Consider the following 19522-nt stretch of genomic DNA (forward strand, 5'->3'; position numbering starts at 1 on the left):
AATTTATTAATCAGGTTAGTATGAGCCCGTAATATAAAACTTTTTAAAAAAATATAAAAAGTTTTAGTATGTAAAATGTTAGTGTATTTGTTCACTGGTTCAGTAGTTCATTGGTACTTGTCTGAAGCCGAATTAGTCGCCCCTTATAATGCGAACATTGGAATAATTTTAGTAATTTATTCCAAATAAAAAAAGCGACAGGTATTAATTGTCGCTTTTTTGAGGCTAAGATAACTAATCTCTAACCTCCAATCTCTAATCACTAACCTTAAGCTGTTACTATATGCTCTTGGGCAGCAAGGTAGCGCTCAGCGTCTATAGCGGCCATACAGCCGGTACCGGCTGCTGTTACGGCCTGGCGATAAATGTGATCCTGGGCATCGCCTGCGCAAAATACGCCTTCAACATTAGTTTCGGTTGAGCCTGGGCGGGTTATGATATAACCGGTTTCATCCATATGTAACCAGCCTTTAAAAATATCGGTATTAGGATGGTGACCTATCGCTACGAAAAATCCGGTAACGTCAAGGTCAGTTTCTGCGTTGGTTTGGTTGTTAATCACCTTAACACCGGTAACACTTTGGCCGTCGCCTAAAATTTCTTTGGTTTCGGTATTGTATAAAATTTCGATGTTGGGGGTGTTCAGTACGCGGTGAACCATTGCTTTTGAAGCACGGAACTCGTCCCTGCGAACGATCATGTAAACCTTGCGTGCCAGTTTGGCTAAGTAGGTAGCTTCTTCGGCGGCAGTGTCACCTGCACCAACAATAGCTACATCCTGGCCTTTGAAAAAGAAGCCATCGCAAACAGCACAGGCAGAAACACCAAAGCCACTGTATTTTTGTTCCGACTCGAGGCCAAGCCATTTAGCCGAAGCACCGGTTGAAATAATTACGGTATCGGCAGTGATAGTTTTTACCTCATCAACCACAACTTTATGTGGCAAACTTGAAAAATCAACAGAGCTTACATATCCAAAGCGAATTTCAGTACCCAAACGTTCAGCTTGTTTGCGGAAATCTTCCATCAGTTCGGGTCCCATAATACCCTGCGGATAGCCCGGGAAGTTTTCAACCTCGGTAGTTTGTGTAAGCTGACCACCTGCCAGTAAACCAGTGTACATAACAGGCTTAAGATCAGCACGGGAAGCATATATAGCAGCAGTGTAACCTGCAGGCCCTGATCCAATGATCAGGCATTTTACGTGTTCAGTTTCTTGAGACATTTTATTATAAATGAGTTGCGAATTTACGATTTTAAGCGCATAAGGCAAAGGGCATATCGTCAACAAAGTGACATCATTTGCCTGTATTGGCCGCCAATACCCGCATCACATTCCCCCCTAATATTTTATCTATGTCCTTTTGACCATAGCCAAGTTTCAACAATTCTTCAGTTATCTTAGGATAATCAATCACGCTATCCATACCAAGCGGATACGATTCGGCGCCATCAAAATCCGAACCGATACCTACATAATCAACACCTATCAATTTAACAATATAGTCGAGATGTTTGATCAGCAGCTCAAGTGGCGGCCTTATTTTATCCGATTCGGTTTTATACATGGCATTTACCCTGATATTGGCCAGGTCAACATCATGATAAACTCCGATCAGTGAATCGAGTTCGGCCTTGTGCAGGTGCAGAAACTGAATAACTTTTGGTGTGTATGTGCTATCAACAAAGCCACTGTAAAAGTTAAGGCACACTACGCCGCCATTTTTGGCAAGTGCCTTTAATTGTTCGTCCTTTAAATTACGGCGGTTGGGGTCAATACTGTAAGCACAGCTATGTGATGCAATAACCGGTTTAGTGGTTGTAGCCAGCACATCGTAGAAGGTGCGTTCGCCTACGTGCGATACATCAACCATAACGCCCAGCTCATTGAGGTGCTTCACGATCTGCTTACCATAATCGGTAAGGCCCAAATGTTTCAGGCTGTCTTTTTTTGTCACCTCGTCACGTGCCGATGTTGCCCACGAAGTGCTGTTATTCCATGTTAAGGTAAGATAACGCATGCCTCGTTTAGCCAGGCTATCAATGTAATCTATCCTGTCCTCAACCATATGCCCACCTTCAACACCTATCAGCGCTGCCAGCTTTTTATCGGCAACAGCTTTTTTTAGTTCTTTACTATTATGTACTAAGGTAATTTTATCAGGATTGCGCTTGATAAGTGCATATAAAGAATCAATTTCCCGGTTCGCGAAAGCAAAGGCAGTCCCCTTACCATAACTTTCGCCGCACCAGATGGAAAAGATCTGGGCATCAAGTCCGCCTTCCTTAGCACGAACAAGGTCGAAATTCCCCTCGCTTTGCCGCTTACCCAAATCAGCTTTGGTTATCAGTTCACTTGAAATAACATCGTTATGCGTATCAATTAAAATAGCCTTTTGGTGGATCTGCTGTGCGTTTTGAGCAGATAATTTCAGCGCGAATAATAAAGAAAATAGTAACAGCGATTTTTTCATAATTGGAAGATAAGCAAATTGACCGCTGATTGGAATGATTTTTTTTGATTTCGCTGATTTTTGCTTACGCTGTCTTATTTTACTGCATAGACAACAATCGCTCCGACAAGCATCGCTCCACCAATTAAAAGAAAGACGAGAGGTATTATTTTGGAAGTGGTGTCATTCAGGGTAAATACAGAATTTTCATTGGGGTCATATATTACTACTACCGAATCCCCCTCTTTGTATGCAGAGCTGCCACTGATACCGATATCGTATTTTTTTGTTATCCACTCGTTTTGTAATGTTAAATAACGGATAACAGGATAATACAGGCCCATTGAATCATTGCTGCTAACTTCATGTTCAATACTAAATACAATGCCTTCAACTTGTATGCCCGTTTTCATGAGTTTCTTGCGGCGATCATACATTATTGCACCTACCAGGGTAAGGACTGCTCCTATGACGCCCAATACTAAAGCAGTTATTGTGGGGTTGCTACTTGAAGTAGAATGGTTACTATAAAGTAAAATATCAATAATCATGATTCAGGTTTATCTGGTTGTGCGAAGAGCCTGACAGCTCTTCGCAAGATAATAGTTTTTTACCCAACAATAACCAGATCATTCAACTGGTTATTGATAAATTCCATTTCTTCTCCGTTGATATGAATGTTGATGGCCTTTGCGTTTTGGATAGACTGCTCTGCATTACGGGCACCGACCAATGCAATGGTTATACCGGGGTGATTGATCGTCCAGCGGATAACCAATTGCCCCAGGGTAGCGCCCTTTTCATCGGCCAAAGGTTTTATTTTGGCAAGGAAGGCGTTTGTACGTTCGATATTTTGATCGGTAAAGTATTTAACGCCGGCGCGGTGGTCACCTTCGCCAAAGTTTTGGCCGGGTTTCATTTTACCGGTCAGCAAACCGCGTTCAAGCGGGCTGTAGGCCAATATTGCTTTCCTGTTCTCAATACAATAGGGGATCAGTTCATCCTCAATAGCACGGTTAACCATGCTAAACGGAACCTGGTTTGCCGCCAGTTTAATTGTTTTGGCAGCTATTTGCATCTGGTTTACATCATAATTGCAAACACCGGCTTCACGGATCTTGCCTTGTTCCTGCAAGCGCAAAATAGCCTCCATGGTTTCGTCAATAGGTGTGGTTTTGTCCGACCAGTGGATCTGGTACAGGTCGATATAATCTGTACCAAGGCGTTTAAGGCTGCTTTCACACTCAGCAATGATACTTTCCCTACCGGCATAGCGGTAAACGTCAATGTCTTTTCCGCTGTTGTCCTTACTTTTAAAAAAGAACTCGCCTTTTGCCAAATCCCAGCGCAGGCCATATTTGGTCAGGATCTGCACTTTATCGCGGGGCAACTCTTTTATGGCCAGGCCAACCAGCTCTTCGCTTTTACCCTGACCGTAAACCGGAGCTGTGTCAATTGATGTTATCCCGAGATCATAAGCCGCGCGCATAGCGTCAATAGCTTCCTGATCATCGTTGCCGCCCCACATCCAGCCGCCAGCCGCCCATGCCCCAAAAGTTATTGCCGATACGCTTAGTTTACTTTCGCCTAATTTTCTGTATTCCATTTTAAGTAGATTGATGTATGCGTCAAATATATTTAATTAAACATTATTTGAAAGGGCTATCATCTAACTGGCAATACCAATAGCATCTGCACATTTGAAATTTGCACATCTGCATATTTATAAATTTAATTAGCACATTTGTAAATAGCACAACCACCTATATAAAATATGTATTTTTTATATCCCGCTTTTTTATTCGCGTTGCTGAGCCTGGCCATTCCGGTTGTGATCCATCTCTTCAATTTTCGTAAATACAAAAAGGTTTATTTCAGCAACGTACAGTTTTTGAAAGAAGTACAGGAGCAACAGGCCTCACGCCGCAATTTAAAGGAACGGCTGATCCTGGCTTCGCGCTTACTTGCTTTGCTGTTTTTGGTACTGGCATTTGCCCGTCCGTATATCCCCGGTGCTCAAAATGCCAACGCAGGTAAACAACAGGTGATCAGTGTTTTTGTAGATAATTCCTACTCCATGCAAACCCTTAACCGCGAAGGTTCATTGCTTGATGAAGCTAAACGCCGTGCCAAAGAGATTGCTTCCGCATATAACATCAATGACCGTTTTCAATTACTCACACAGGATTTTGAGGGTAAGCATCAACGGTTGCTTAGCCGCGATGAGTTTAACGATGCTGTTGATGCGGTTATGGCCAGTCCGCAAAGCCGGAACCTGCAGCAAGTCATCAGCAGGCAGGAAAACTTATTGGAAAGCCAGCCGGAGGCCGTAAAATCGATATTCATTATTTCCGATTTCCAGAAAAACAAAAATGATAAACCTGTAAAAGCTGATAGTAGTATAAGCATTAACCTTGTTCAGCTCAAAGCGGGCAGCCTGCCTAATGTAGCGGTTGATTCGGTTTGGTTGCTTAGCGCCGTACATCGCCCTGGCGAAAGTGAGAAGCTGGTTGTGCGCCTGCATAATTATGCTGCAGAAAAGGCAGAAAAAATCCCGCTCAAAATATTGATCAATGGCCAGCAGAAAGCGCTTGGCAGTTTCAGCATCAACGCCCGGGAAGTTCAAAACGATACCTTGTCGTTTTCGGGTTTAAAAGCCGGATGGCAACGCGGCGAGATCCAGTTGCAGGACAACCCGGTTACATTTGATAACGAGTTTTATTTCAGCTTTAATGTAAAGCAGCAAATGCCCGTTTTACTGATAGACGGAGGTACACCAAATCCTTATTTAAAAGCAGTTTTCGCATCTGATGCTTTCTTTGCCGCAACAAGGGTTGCTGATGGTAATGTTGATTATGCGGCACTGAATACTTATCCGATAATTATTATCAGTGATATTAAAACTATTGCTACCGGCCTGGCACAGCAGCTAAGAACGTATGTTACAAAAGGAGGGACGCTGGTTGTATTTCCATCGGGTGAGGCCGATCTTGCAAATTATAAGGCCTTTTTATTAGCCTTAAATACAGGATACCCTGAAAAGCTGGTAACCCAGGATGTAAAAGTAGCTTCCATCAACAGGCAGAGCCAGGTATTTAAAAATGTGTTTGAAAGTTTCCCTCAAAGCCCCGACCTGCCATTGGTTAAAAAGTACTATCAGCTAAGTAAAAGCAGTACTAAACAGGAAAGCCTGATGAACCTTGCTACCGGCGAGCCTTTTTGGGAGGGCTATAGTAGCGGAAGAGGTAATGTATATATATGTACCGTACCGCTTAACGAAGACTTTAGCAATTTGCCAAGGCATGCATTGTTTGTACCAGTGCTTTTCAGGATGGCGCTGTTAAGCGGGCATGACCAGCCTTTATTTTATACCCTTGGTACTGATGATAATTTTGAGGTTCCGCCTGTGCAAATCACCGAAAAACAATTACTCAAACTTACTAAGGGCGATCAAAGTATTATTCCCGATGTAAAACAGCAGGAGGGCAGCACCTTGTTATATGTTTCGGATCAGTTGCGTGAGCCAGGAATTTATTCGCTCCGGAAGCAAGACAGCACGCTGGCTACGCTTGCTTTTAATGACAACAGGGCCGAATCGGACATGAGTTATTTTACACCAACCGATCTTGAAAAATTACTCCCAAATGCAAAACCCTTATTAACAGCAGGAAACGGCTCATTAAAAAGCGTTATTGCCGAATCAAATTTTGGCACGCAATTATGGAAACTTTGTATAATTTTGGCGTTGATCTTCCTGCTTGCAGAAATATTGTTGATCAGGTTTTATAAACCTCATCAACAGGGTGTTATTCAAGCGGGATAGTTCGATACAAATCCACACATAAAGCAGTGCTAATGAATTTGCTTATCAAATCAGCCACTATTCTTGATCCCGGATCATCCTTTCATCAACAAGTTGCCGATATTTTAATTGAAAATGGTGTTATCACCCGCATAGCCGACGATATTGATGCCGATGCCGAACTGTTTGACGCCGAAGGGAAGTATGTTTCGCCCGGCTTTTTCGATCTTAACTGTAATATAGGCGAGTTAGGCCTGGAAACCAAAGAAGACCTGCGTTCCGGTACCGCCGCCGCCGCCGCCGGTGGTTTTACAGGCGTAGCACTGATGCCAAACAGCCAGCCGCCGGTACATTCCAAATCAGAGGTAGAGTATCTGCTTAACCGTTCAAAAGGTAATTTGGTTGATGTTTATCCATTGGGTACCATATCTCAAAAACGTGAAGGAAAAGATCTTGCCGAAATGTATGATATGTACCAAAGCGGCGCTAAAGCCTTTACAGATGGAAACCGCCCGGTACAGGATGCCGGTTTAATGGAAAGGGCTTTGTTATATGCGCAAGGCTTTGATGCATTGGTTTTTTCATATCCTGAAGATACCGCGATAGCAGGAAAAGCGAAGGTTAATGAAGGTGAGATCAGTACGCTGCTGGGTATGAAGGGCATCCCCTCACTGGCCGAAGAACTGATGGTTGCCCGTGACCTCTATCTTGCCGAATATACCGTATCGCGCATTCACTTTACTACGATATCAACTGCCCGTTCGGTTGATTTGATCCGTGAGGCTAAACGTAAAGGCATTGAAGTTACCTGCGATGTTGCCGCACACCACCTGGTACTAACCGATGAAGCCCTTTTAGGCTTCGACAGTTTATATAAAGTTAAACCGCCGCTACGTACCGCCGATGATGTTGCTGCATTGATAAAAGGCCTGAAAGACGGTACTATTGATGCCATTGTATCACAGCATACCCCACATGAAATTGAATTTAAAGATGTGGAGTTCGAGGTTGCCGAATACGGCATGGTTGGTTTGCAAACCGCACTTCCCCTGGCTCTAAAAGCCGGGTTGCCGGTTGAATTGATCGTCGAAAAGCTATCTGTCAATCCACGCGAAATACTTGGTGTTGAATTGCCTGTTATCGCCGAAGATGAAAAGGCTAACCTTGTAGTTTTTGATGCTGATGCCGAATGGGAATATACCGTGGCCAATAACAAATCTAAATCTGCAAACTCGCCTTATATCGGGCAGGGTTTAAAAGGTAAAGTATTGTTAACTTACAACAATCAACAAATCTTTAAATAATATACCTATGATCGATCCAAAAATAGAAATCGCCTTTGTAGCAGCGCTTGAGGCCTTCTCAAAATACAACAGCTTTGATGCAACTCAGCTGACAGATGAGTTTGCCGACGTATTTGCATCCGACGAAGATTTTTTATCTAAAGTAGATGAACTGGACGCAGTTTTTGATGAAAACCCGGAAGTGGAAGGTCTTCGCGAGATCTTCTTCGACCTGTTGATGATCAACTTTTTTAGCGCCGACGTTAAAAAACTGGAAGAAGATTATCTTGATACTCCGGAATGGGAAAGCATTGAAGAAGAAACGCTTGACCGTGGTACCGAATTGCTTAACATGCTGCTATACCTTAACGAGTGCGAAGACGAGGAAATTGAGCCGGAACTTGAAGATTACCTGAAAGAGTTTTTATTGGTTGATGAGGACGAATTCCAGGATGAATACAGGATTTATGAGCCCGTTATCGCAAATCAGATCCTTATTGAAAGCCCCGTATCAGAGATCAGTAAAGTAGCTTCAACACTTCCTGAAGATTCAGAACTTGCGGAATTATTTTACCCGATGATGTGCTTTTTCCAAAATATCGATCCATCAGATGAAGAGAAAAAGGAGATTGCTGATAATGCCGTCAATAAAGAATTTGATATGGCCGTTTTAGAAATTCTGGTTAGTTTTCAATAATACATACAGCGTTTATTAAGTAAATATAAGTCACTATATGAGTGAAGAAACAGATAAAAAGATAAAGAAACAGGGATTGATCAAAGGAGTATTCTTAGGGTTGGTAATATCAGCCATAAGCATTATTTACTTTTACTTTATGGTTGAGGTTGCTAAATCGGCGCTTGCTATTAGTTTAGGTTCAATGGTGTTTTCATACCTGCTGCCTTTAGGTGTTGCAGTGTTATTTTCACTGAACCTGCGGGCCAAAATAGGAGGGATATGGACAATGCGGCAGGCCGCTACCGGAATATTTATCATGTTTTTTATTTCGTACTTAATGGCTTTTATTATTAAAGACCAGGTTTTTGCAAAAGTAATTGAACCCAATATGGTTCAGAAAACCGAAACGGCCATGGTTAATGCACTTAACAAACTGAAGGATGAAACCACAAAACCGGAGGAGAAAAAAGAAGCTGATGCTAAAATATTGGAAATGAAAAAAGCCATTAATGCTGAAAGATCAGTTACCATCGGGCAGCAAATTCAGTCCTTCGGTATAAGCATTATACTTTTGTTTGTTTTATCAATAATTTTTGCATCCTTTTTTAAGAGGGAGCCAGCTGGAGTCGTTTCCTGATAATAAAAGCTAAACCATATGATCAAAGCCGGCCTTTCAAACTTGAAAGGCCGGCTTTGTTATATAAGGTCATCCGATTTGAAAATAAAAATGCACGTGATATAATTAATAAATAATTGGTTAATTTTAACCAAACACTAAACACCTATATCATGGAAGTAAAAAAAGCGAGTCCATCACAACCAGCCCTGAAGTGGGCATTAATTAACCTGATAACTTCAATAGTTATAACTTATGCGTTTCAGTTCCTGAATGTCGATCCAAATTCATCCCTTAAATACCTGAGTTTTCTTCCTTTCCTGGCGCTCCTGTTTCTTGCTCAAAAGGAATACAAAGATCAGCTTGGAGGTTACCTCACTTATGGAGAAGGCTTCTTGTCAGGCTTTTTATATGCTATTTTCACCGGGGTGTTCATAGCCATATTTACATACGTTTACTACACAATTTTGAGTCCCGAAATGGTTGATAAGATTATTGAGGCATCGCAGAAAAAGATGACCGAAGATGGTAAACTAAGCCAGGATCAAATTGATACAGCTTTAAATATGACCCGTAAATTTTTTGCTGTATTTGCTGTGGTAGGTGTTGTTGTAATGTATGCAATTTTCGGAGCCATTGTAAGCCTGATTTCCGCGGCTGTGTTTAAGAACGAGCGTTCACCATTTGATATTTCGAATAATCCTGAACCTCTTGATCCGGCGGTATAAAAACGATAATAAAGTAATTTTAAATAAAGCAGGCCTGTCAACTAACAGGCCTGTTTTATTTCTGTATTTTTTGATTTTGGAAGGCAACTAATCTCTAACCGCCAACCAATAATCTCCGACAATCTACTTCTTCATTATCAGCTTCACAATATCGTTACCAAAAACAAATACCATCAGGGTCACCAATATCACAAAGCCTACAATTTGTGCACGTTCAAGGAACTTATCGCTCAATGGCTTGCCTTTGATCATTTCAATGATCAGGAACACCGCGTGCCCTCCGTCAAGTGCCGGGATAGGCAAGAGGTTCATGAGCGCCAATACCATCGAAAGGAAGCCTACCAATGTCCAAAAGTGAACCCAGTCTACAGTGCCGCCAAACAGGCTTGCTATTGCTACCGGCCCGCTTACAGCTTTACCCGGGTTAACATCACCCCTGAAAATTTTACCAATACCTTTGGCATTATCCCTGAATGTTTCCCATGCCTTTTCCGCTCCTTTAGGGAAGGCTTCAAAAAAGCCATATTTTATTGTTTTGATTTCGGGAAAATCGGTTTTTGCACGGTAAAAGCCCAGTTTACCTTCAGGTGTAACTTGTGCCTTCAGGGTAACCAGTTCATGATTACGTTTTATGCCCAATTCAACCTGTTTGCCTTTATTGGCAACCAGCTGAGCTTGTAATTCATCATAAAACACAATTGGATGATTATTAGCCATTACAATGCTATCACCCTTTTTTAAACCTGCTTTCACAGCATTGCTGCCCGGCTCTAAAGAATCTACAATAAATTTGGCACGGGGCAGACGGCTCATAAAGCCTTCTATGTCATGATCATTCAGATCGTTTAAAATCGTGCGCGGAATGTTGATCTGTAAAATTTGCGTACCGCGTTGTATGGTAAACACGGTATTATCCAGTAACACCTGCGGACTTGTAAGGTCATCAAAGCGTTCAAACGGCTTACCATTAATAGCAACCACTTTATCACCAATTTGAAGACCTATCTTTTTACCAACCTCGCCAGGTACAATGCCATATTTAGCAGCCGAATTAGGGATATAGCTATCGCCAAAACGCATGGTTAACACCCAGAATATTAAAATACCCAATATAACGTTTACCGTAACACCGCCAAGCATTACAATCAGGCGCTGCCAGGCTGGTTTTGAGCGGAACTCCCAGGGCTGCGGCGGGCCTGCCATTTGCTCAGTATCCATCGACTCATCAATCATACCGGCTATTTTAACATAGCCACCCAGCGGCAGCCAGCCAATACCGTACTCAACACCTTTATATGTAAATTTAAACAGGCTCACGTTCCAGGCATCAAAAAACAGGTAGAATTTTTCTACCTTAATGCCAAAGGCCCGTGCCGCCAGGAAATGCCCCAGTTCATGCAGGATTATTAAAATTGAAAGGCCCAGTATAAGCTGGCCCACCATGATCACTATACTCATTATCTATATTTATGTAATATTAAAATTGTAATGCTTTTGAGGGCAATTGCTGTATATAATTTTGCGCAAAGATGCGTGTTTCTTTATCAGTATTCAAATAGTCGGTTAAGGTAGGGTTTGCAATGAAATTTATTTTCTGCATACACTCTTCAATGATGCTGCTCATAGTTAAAAAGCCAATTTTACGATCAAGAAATCCTGCAACGGCTATTTCATTTGCCGCATTAATGATGCAGGGCATATTACCTCCCTGTTTTAAAGCAGTATACGCTAAGCTTAGATTACGGAAAGTTTCCAGGTCCGGTTTTTCAAATGTGAGATTAGGATAGTCGGTAAAGCTGAATCGTTTAAAATTGGTTGGGATCCGTTCGGGGTAGGTGAGGGCATACTGGATCGGCAGCTTCATATCGGGCAGGCCTAACTGCGCTTTGATTGATCCATCTCTGAACTGCAACAACGAATGAACAATAGATTGCGGATGAACTATCACCTCAATTTGATCGGCCTCAACATCAAACAGCCATTTAGCTTCAATAACCTCAAGCCCTTTGTTCATCAATGATGCCGAGTCGATGGTGATTTTGGCACCCATTACCCAGTTGGGGTGTTTAAGGGCATCTTCGCGGGTAACGTTGGCTAAAAAATCGAGACTACGGCCGCGAAACGGTCCGCCAGAAGCAGTAATAATTAGTTTTTCTATCGGGTTATTATCCTCCCCAACCAGGCACTGGAAAATAGCCGAATGCTCCGAATCAACGGGTGATATTTTAACTTCATGCTGTTTAGCTAATGCCGTTACTATATCTCCGGCAACAACAAGTGTTTCTTTATTGGCCAGGGCAATATCTTTACCGGCTTTAATAGCCGCAATGGTAGGCTCCAAGCCGGCAAAGCCAACCATGGCCGTCAATACAACTGTAATTTCCGGGTGCGTTACTGTATCAATAATAGCCTGGTGACCAGCCAGCACCTGTATTGGCAAATGTGCTAAAGCCTGTTTAACTTCCTGGTATTTGCTTTGATCACAGATAATGGCATACTCCGGCACAAACTCAATAGCCTGGCTAATGAGCAAATCGGCATTGGAATGTGCGGTGAGCAAAAATGCCCTGAATAAATTGCTGTTCCACCTTATTACATCAAGTGTTTGTGTACCGATGCTGCCTGTTGAGCCAAGAATGGCAATGTTTTTTACCTGGTTACTCAATTATCTTTATTTTATAAAACCCTTTAATCCATCGGCTATCTTCCTGTCGTTTGATAGCCTCGGTACTTTGTTTTGACCGCCAAGTTTGCCTTCCGATCTCATGTAATTGATAAATGCATCTTTTTGCAGGCTTTGGATCACCAAAGGTTGCAAAATGTTACCTTCAATCAGGTCAAAATAGTAAATATTTTTATTCTGAAGCGCCTTATCCACTTTTATGGCAAAAGCCTGAAGATCGGCCGGGGCCGAACCAAACTCAATAAACCATTCGTGGTAAGGCAATTGACCAGCTTCCGGGTTAACCTGCGGGGCAACCGTAAATTCAATCACATCAACCCCTTCTTCTTTGGCTACGCTCATCAATGCATGCTCCACTTCTTCGCCTATTACGTGCTCGCCAAAAGCTGAGATATAATGCTTGATGCGACCTGTAACAATGATGCGGTACGGATTTTTGGAAACAAATTTAATGGTATCGCCCAAACTATATCCCCATAAACCCGCGCTTGTATTCATGATAAGGGCATAGTTTTTATCCAGCTCCACATCTTTAATGTTGATGCGGATTGGGTTCTCGTTAAAATACTCTTCGGATGGGATAAACTCGTAAAAAATCCCCGAATCCACCAGTAACAAAAGCCCTTTCTCTGTTTGAGAATCCTGGAAGGCAATAAAGCCTTCGGATGCCGGGTAAGTCTCGATCGAATCGATCTTAAAACCGATACTTTCTTCCATACGGGCACGGTAGGGCTCATAATTAACCCCGCCATAAACATACAGCTTAAAGTTCGGGAAAATGTCTTTCACCTTTTTGCCGCCGGCTTTGGCCGAAAGCCTGTCGAAATACATCTGACACCATGGTGGGATCCCACTGATGAGGCGCATATCTTCATTAAAAGTTTCCTCTACAATGGCATCAACCTTTTGCTCCCAATCTTCTATGCAATTGGTTTGGTAGCTTGGCAAGCGATTTTTTTGCAGATAGGCTGGAACGTGGTGGGCGACTATACCTGAAAGTCTGCCGGTTGATACGCCATGCTTTTCGGCCAAGATCGGGCTGCCCTGCAGGAAGATCATTTTGCCATCAACAAAATCAGCCTTGCCGGTTTCATGAATATAGCTAAGCAATGCGTTACGGGCAGCTTTGATATGCTCCGGCATGCTTTCTTTGGAGATAGGAATATATTTTACCCCGGATGTTGTACCCGATGTTTTAGCCAGGTAAGCTGGCTTGCCTGGCCAAAGTACATTTTCCTCGCCGTTAACTACACGGTCAATATAAGGACGAAGATCTTCATAGTCATGTACAGGCACCAGCCGTTTAAAATCCTCGTAGTTGTTGATCTGCTCAAACTGATGGTCTTTACCGAAACCGGTGTTTTTTGCCGCATCTACCAGATCTGTAAATGTTTTTTGCTGGAGCGAAACAGCGTTTTTACGTACTTTATTTAGCTCCCGGTTAATCAGGGCGGCAAATAGCTTGCTTAATGCAGATTTAAGTCCCATTTTAATTGGTTTCTGATAAGTCATCATCCACATCCTGATGGCTGTAAACCAGTTTCCGATAAGTAACCATGATTATCACCTGTATAAAAGGAAAGGTTAAAATAAACCAGCAATAAAATGCTAAACGGAAAACAAAGCCGCCGTTATCCTCGTCAAAACCCAGCAAACCTATAATTGCTATTACCGGGATCAGAACCATAACAAGTATCAAAATTATGATAGCAAATACTCCTAACGTTTTAAAGAAATTATCCTTAGTTATCTCAAAACTTTGTCGCAGAGATTCGATAGGAGATGAATCATCATCTACAATAAAACATATGCAAAAAATACTACGGAGACTGATATAAAGAACCAGTATCAGTTCAATAATTTCAAAAAGCCGGTCATATCCCAAATTCCGTTTACCGAGTACGTAAAAGAACACGAGGATTGCAACGAATATGCCTGTTAAAATACCAATAACAACAAAGTTAAATGTCATCTTAAATGACGGTAATATATCTTTAAACTCAAACTCGTAATACGCCTTATCCATAAGGGTTAGGATCAGTTTATAAAAGCTGAGCCCAATGAAGCACTGAACGATGAGCTGGATGAAGATAAACACCATTTGAGTGACCATGCTGTCATCAAGCACAATAAACGCTTTCAAAAACTCAACAAACTCATTTATAAATAATGAGATTACTGAATAAACCACCAGCGGCACAAAATTCTTCTTTAAAATATTCCATGCGGTTTTAATAGTCTCCGCTACAGAAAAGGGGTGGTACATATTGCTTATGATCTACTTAAAACTTTCCGCTTCCAAAAATCCTGTATAAATCCTAACCCGTAGGCAATAAGTTGTGTGAAGGCAGCTACAATGCTCAAAAATGCGATTTTTAACGATTTATTTTTCCACCAGGCATGGAAAAATATTAACAAAGTGAAAATCAACAGTATAAAATTACCTATAGGTGCTAATACAGAGCTAAATATGTTTAAAATAATAGTTAGCATAACGCCCAATGTAAAAGCCGCCGGGAAAAAATGAACCAGCTTAAGCTCCTGCGGAAAAAACGTGGAGATGTTGATACGCGCCCTTCCAAAAAAGTGCAGCTGCTTATAAAACTGGTAAAAGTTGGTACGCCGTTTATGGTACACAATTGCATCGGGGATGAGCCCGATTTTAAAACCCAGTGAATGAATGCGGATGCTGTATTCAATGTCCTCGCCAAGGCGGGTAATAATAAAGCCGCCTGCTTTTTCCCAGGCCTGCCTTGAAACCCCCATATTAAAGCTGCGCGGATGAAACTGGCCTATGCCCTTTTTATTGCCACGGATACCGCCGGTAGTAAAAGGGGAGGTCATGGAATAACTAATGGCTTTTTGCGTAGGTGTAAAAGAATCATGCGCGCCATCAGGACCTCCGTAAGCATCAAGGTAATTTGCAGTCAATGACTCATTAACAATTTGCAGGTAAGCAGGAGGGATCAAACAATCCGAATCAAAAATCACAAAATAATCACCTTTGGCACGCTCAAAACCAAAATTGCGTGTAAAGCCCTGGCCTTCGTTCTGCTTTTTAAAATAACGCAGATTGAGCTTATCTGTAAATGTATTTACTATGGCTTCAGCATCATTTACAGATCCATCTTCAATAACCAAAACCTCAAAATTGCTATAGGTTTGCAAGGTGAGGGTTTCCAGCAGTTCTTTAATCTCCTGCGGGCGGTTATACAAAGGAATGATGATGGAAAAAAACATGTTTTTAGATAGATGTGCAAATTTCAAATGTGCAAATGTGCAGATTGTTTTAGTTGAGCCAGATGATTTTTATTATTTCATCTGCACATCTGAAATCTGCATACCTGCACATTCAATTAAATTGTTTCCTCAATTTGGTAATGGTTGCGTTCGCTTGCGCTGCGCGATACAAGTTCGGCAACAAAGCCGGTTAAAAACAACTGAGAACCTAATATAATAGCTACCAATGCTATGTAAAACAATGGGTTATCAGTTGGTTGCCGTACAGTTAGGCCATGTGCCAGATTGTACAGTTTTTCGCCGATGATCCAAATGGTTATAAAAAAGCCTGCAAAAAAGCTCAATGTGCCCAGCAGGCCAAAAAAGTGCATAGGTCGCTTGCCAAATTTACCTACAAAGAATATCGAAAGCAGATCCAGAAAGCCGTTGATAAACCTGCTTAAACCAAACTTGGTTTTACCGTATTTACGGGGGCGGTGTTCAACAACCTGTTCGCCAATTTTGGTAAAACCGGCCCACTTGGCCAACACCGGAATATAACGGTGCATTTCACCATAAATCTCTATGTTTTTAACCACTACACCGCGATAGGCCTTTAAACCGCAATTAAAATCATGCAGGTTGTTTATTCCGCTCATTTTGCGGGTAGCAGCATTGAATAGTTTGGTTGGGATTGTTTTGCTCAGCGGATCGTGCCTTTTCGCCTTCCATCCGGATACAAGGTCATATTTTTCTTCAGTTATACGACGGTAAAGCTCAGGGATCTCATCCGGGCTATCCTGCAGGTCGGCATCCATGGTAATTACCACATTGCCTTTGGCCGCAATAAAGCCTGTATTCAGGGCTGCAGATTTGCCATAATTACGCCTGAATTTAATGCCTTTGATAAAAGGATTGCCCAGCTGAAGCTTCCTGATCATTTCCCATGATCCATCTTTGCTGCCATCGTCAACCAAAATTATCTCGTAAGTAAAACGGTTTTCGTCCATTACCCGGCTAATCCATGAGGTTAATTCGGGTAACGATTCTACTTCATCGTAAAGAGGTACTACAACTGATATATCCATTTATAGGGCTGCGATCAACGGGCTGTATATATGCCGTAAATCATCCGCAAAAATATAAAAAATAGGGATTGATTTGCAACAATGTATCAACGGTGTTTTTAGCCAAATAGTTTATTCATTTTTACTATAAAAAACGCGGCTGATACTACGTAACCAAGCAATTACGTTTCAACTCAAATATATTTTAATATCTTTCCCTCACAATTAAAACACAATTAATGAAATTCTACAAAGCCGCGTTGTTATTGGTTTTAGGCTTTTATGCCTGTGAAGTAAAAGCGCAAAATGCAGATCAGCCAGCCCCTAAGTATGATCAGCATAAAGTATTTAACCCTATGTTTTATCCCGAAAGGGGAGGTGAGTTCAGGTCGGCCAGTGGTGCGCCCGGCTCAAAATACTGGCAAAACCGGGCCGATTACAAGCTTGATGTTACGCTTGACACTGCTAAACACCGCATAGAAGGCAGTACATTAATTACTTATACCAATAATAGTCCGGATGCACTTGGTTTTTTATGGCTCCAGGTTGATCAGAATATATACAAGGAAGATTCACGTGCCGAAGCAACAAGCAATGTATCAGGCGGCAGGTTTGCAAATAAATCATACACAAAGGGTGCCGAAATAAAATCGGTTTATATCATCAATAAAGGAAAAACGCTGAAAGCCGATTACCTGATTACTGATACCCGCATGCAGATAAAGCTGAAGGACTCATTACGTGCAGCCGGAAGCAAACTGCAGATCAAGATTGAATATGGCTTTGATGTGCCTGAATATGGCACCGACAGGATGGGCCGTCAGCACACCAAAAATGGCTGGATCTATGAAATTGCCCAGTGGTACCCTCGGGTGGAGGTTTATGATGATGTAACCGGATGGAACACCATACCTTATCTTGGCGCAAGCGAGTTTTACCTTGAGTACGGTAATTTTGATTATACCATTACCGCACCTGCAAGTTTGGTTGTAGCGGGATCAGGCGAATTGCTTAACCCTGCCGAAGTATTATCGCCAACCTCAATTAATCGCCTGGCCGAGGCTCGTAAAAGCGATCAAACAGTTACGATTAAAGATTCCACAGATATTTTGCATAATAACGATTACCCGAAAAAGCCTACGCTTACCTGGCATTTTCTATGTAAAAATGCGCGTGATGTAGCCTGGGCAGCTTCAAAAGCATTTATTTGGGATGCTGCACGGATTAATTTGCCAAGCGGTAAAAAAGCGCTTGCACAATCTGTTTACCCGGTTGAAGCTAAAGGCAATGATTCATACGGTCGCTCAACCGAATATGTGAAAGCTGCCATTGAACTATACAGCGATAAATGGTTTGAATATACATATCCCGTTGCAACCAATGTGGCCGGTTTAGTAGGAGGCATGGAATACCCGGGTATTGTATTTTGCGGTTCTAATAATCAAAACGGAGGCTTATGGGAAGTTACCAACCATGAGTTTGGCCACAACTGGTTCCCGATGATTGTTGGCTCAAATGAGCGCAAATATGCCTGGATGGATGAAGGCTTTAATACCTTTATTAATAATGTTGATACTAAAGTATTTAACAAAGGCGAATATTATGAAAAGCCCGACCAGCAAAAAAGTGCAGGCTATTTATTCAGCCCTGGAGCTGAAGCCATTATGAATGTGCCCGATGTGATACAGGAAGATTTTTTGGCAGTTGCCGCCTACGAAAAACCTGCATTAGCTTTGACTATTTTACGCGAACAAGTATTAGGCGAGGAGCGTTTTGATTACGCATTTAAAACCTATATCAAGCGCTGGGCTTTTAAACACCCAACACCCTGGGACTTTTTCCATACCATGGATAATGCTGCGGGTGAAGACCTGAGCTGGTTTTGGAACGAATGGTTTTTCACCACCTGGAAATTGGATCAAGGGATAAAAGATATTACCTACCCTGATAACGATGCTTCAAAAGGCGCCATGATCACTATTGAAAACCTGGAAGAAATGGCCCTGCCGGTTACCATATCTATAAAGGAAGAAAACGGAAAGACTGGAACTGTAAAACTTCCGGCCGAGATCTGGCAGCGGGGCGATACCTGGACGTTCCCGTATAAGTCGACTTCAAAAATCGCATATGCAACTATCGATCCTGATCATACCCTGCCTGATATTAACCCCGAAAATAACTCATACAGCGGGCTGCCAATACCACAGGGTACAACTGCGGGCAGTGTTATCAAGGCGTATTTAGATGCTATTGGTGGTGCTGATAAGCTAAAGAATGTTCGTGACCTGCAAACATCTGCAACCGGTAGTATTCAAGGTGCCGAAGTGCAATTGGTGACCCGTTACAAAATGCCTGATAAGTATTTTCAGGAAGCAATGGTACCTTCCTATAATAATCTCGTTGTATCACATGTAACACTCAATGGTGATAGTATAAAAGCAAAACAGGTTAACAGGGACCTGCAGCTTGATGATGTGGCTAAAAAAATGATTAAACTTAAAAGCCGCCCGTTTCCTGAGCTTGATTATGAACGGATAAATCAAAACATCAGCCTGCAGCCTATATTACGGGTTGTAAATGGCGAACTTGCCTACGAGGTTGATATCAACATAGGTACCGAAATTCATGTCCATAATTATTACAGCCAGAAAACGGGATTAAAGCTTAAGCAAACTATTGAGGGGGCGAATGACCTGTCGGTGGAGTTTGGTAATTATGAGGGCATTAATGGAGGCATTAAAATTCCGTTCTCCATAAAAACTATCATGGTTGGGCAGCCAATTGAATTTAAGGTTAAGGAAACATCTGTTAACTCAAATCCTTCAAACGAGGCTTTTAAATAAGTCTATTTACGATAAAGCAGCGACAGGCATCTTTATTTTCTATTTGCTTAGAAATAAAGATGCCTGTTTTATTTTCATTAAATCAATCCCAATTAAAATTATGAAACTGCTTTGATGCTAAATGCTATTTAAAATTCTATTTTTGTACC

The 19522-nt window shown here is 41.9% G+C and carries 16 protein-coding genes; 6 read left to right on the forward strand and 10 right to left on the reverse strand.

Features of this window, described 5'->3' with window-relative positions; all coding sequences use genetic code 11:
- Positions 1-268: 268 nt before the first annotated feature.
- The 4 genes from trxB to ACFFGT_RS26650 form a co-directional block, all read right to left on the reverse strand.
- Complete coding sequence (trxB, locus tag ACFFGT_RS26635) at positions 269-1225, reverse strand: thioredoxin-disulfide reductase (RefSeq protein WP_377025555.1); 957 nt, start codon at positions 1223-1225, stop codon at positions 269-271.
- A gap of 73 nt (positions 1226-1298) precedes the next feature.
- Positions 1299-2474 (reverse strand): dipeptidase, encoded by a 1176-nt coding sequence (locus ACFFGT_RS26640; protein WP_377025556.1) that lies wholly within the window; start codon positions 2472-2474, stop codon positions 1299-1301.
- Positions 2475-2548: 74 nt separating this feature from the next.
- Positions 2549-3004, reverse strand: coding sequence for a DUF3592 domain-containing protein (locus ACFFGT_RS26645; RefSeq protein WP_377025557.1), 456 nt, complete (start codon positions 3002-3004; stop codon positions 2549-2551).
- Between the two features lie 59 nt (positions 3005-3063).
- Positions 3064-4059 carry an aldo/keto reductase gene (locus ACFFGT_RS26650; RefSeq protein ID WP_377025558.1) on the reverse strand — a complete coding sequence of 332 codons (996 nt, stop codon included), beginning with the start codon at positions 4057-4059 and terminating at the stop codon, positions 3064-3066.
- 168 nt (positions 4060-4227) lie between these two features.
- Between ACFFGT_RS26650 and ACFFGT_RS26655 the strand changes: the two genes are divergently transcribed.
- The 5 genes from ACFFGT_RS26655 to ACFFGT_RS26675 all read left to right on the forward strand — a co-directional run bounded on the left by ACFFGT_RS26655 (position 4228) and on the right by ACFFGT_RS26675 (position 9561).
- Positions 4228-6276, forward strand: a complete 2049-nt coding sequence (locus ACFFGT_RS26655) for a BatA domain-containing protein (protein WP_377025559.1) — start codon at positions 4228-4230, stop codon at positions 6274-6276.
- A 32-nt stretch (positions 6277-6308) separates the two neighbouring features.
- A complete protein-coding gene (locus ACFFGT_RS26660) occupies positions 6309-7559 on the forward strand; it encodes a dihydroorotase (protein WP_377025560.1) in 1251 nt (416 codons plus the stop codon).
- A gap of 7 nt (positions 7560-7566) precedes the next feature.
- On the forward strand, positions 7567-8235 hold the full coding sequence (locus ACFFGT_RS26665; protein ID WP_377025561.1) for a hypothetical protein: 669 nt from the start codon (positions 7567-7569) through the stop codon (positions 8233-8235).
- A gap of 37 nt (positions 8236-8272) precedes the next feature.
- Entirely contained in the window at positions 8273-8854 is a 582-nt protein-coding gene (locus ACFFGT_RS26670) for a DUF4199 domain-containing protein (RefSeq protein WP_377025562.1), read from the forward strand.
- 152 nt (positions 8855-9006) lie between these two features.
- Positions 9007-9561, forward strand: coding sequence for a DUF4199 domain-containing protein (locus ACFFGT_RS26675; RefSeq protein ID WP_377025563.1), 555 nt, complete (start codon positions 9007-9009; stop codon positions 9559-9561).
- 123 nt (positions 9562-9684) lie between these two features.
- Here ACFFGT_RS26675 and rseP read toward each other — a convergent pair whose 3' ends face one another.
- The 6 genes from rseP to ACFFGT_RS26705 all read right to left on the reverse strand — a co-directional run bounded on the left by rseP (position 9685) and on the right by ACFFGT_RS26705 (position 16551).
- Entirely contained in the window at positions 9685-11019 is a 1335-nt protein-coding gene (rseP, locus tag ACFFGT_RS26680) for an RIP metalloprotease RseP (protein ID WP_377025564.1), read from the reverse strand.
- A 19-nt stretch (positions 11020-11038) separates the two neighbouring features.
- Positions 11039-12226, reverse strand: coding sequence for a 1-deoxy-D-xylulose-5-phosphate reductoisomerase (locus ACFFGT_RS26685; protein ID WP_377025565.1), 1188 nt, complete (start codon positions 12224-12226; stop codon positions 11039-11041).
- A gap of 6 nt (positions 12227-12232) precedes the next feature.
- Positions 12233-13732 (reverse strand): GH3 auxin-responsive promoter family protein, encoded by a 1500-nt coding sequence (locus ACFFGT_RS26690; RefSeq protein ID WP_377025566.1) that lies wholly within the window; start codon positions 13730-13732, stop codon positions 12233-12235.
- A gap of 1 nt (position 13733) precedes the next feature.
- On the reverse strand, positions 13734-14510 hold the full coding sequence (locus ACFFGT_RS26695; protein WP_377025567.1) for a glycerophosphoryl diester phosphodiesterase membrane domain-containing protein: 777 nt from the start codon (positions 14508-14510) through the stop codon (positions 13734-13736).
- Positions 14511-14515: 5 nt separating this feature from the next.
- Positions 14516-15484, reverse strand: a complete 969-nt coding sequence (locus ACFFGT_RS26700) for a glycosyltransferase family 2 protein (protein WP_377025568.1) — start codon at positions 15482-15484, stop codon at positions 14516-14518.
- A gap of 116 nt (positions 15485-15600) precedes the next feature.
- On the reverse strand, positions 15601-16551 hold the full coding sequence (locus ACFFGT_RS26705) for a glycosyltransferase family 2 protein (RefSeq protein ID WP_377025569.1): 951 nt from the start codon (positions 16549-16551) through the stop codon (positions 15601-15603).
- A 218-nt stretch (positions 16552-16769) separates the two neighbouring features.
- Between ACFFGT_RS26705 and ACFFGT_RS26710 the strand changes: the two genes are divergently transcribed.
- A complete protein-coding gene (locus ACFFGT_RS26710) occupies positions 16770-19373 on the forward strand; it encodes a M1 family metallopeptidase (RefSeq protein WP_377025570.1) in 2604 nt (867 codons plus the stop codon).
- Positions 19374-19522 lie beyond the last annotated feature (149 nt).

This window comes from Mucilaginibacter angelicae, from assembly GCF_042434235.1.
Lineage (GTDB): Bacteria > Bacteroidota > Bacteroidia > Sphingobacteriales > Sphingobacteriaceae > Mucilaginibacter > Mucilaginibacter angelicae.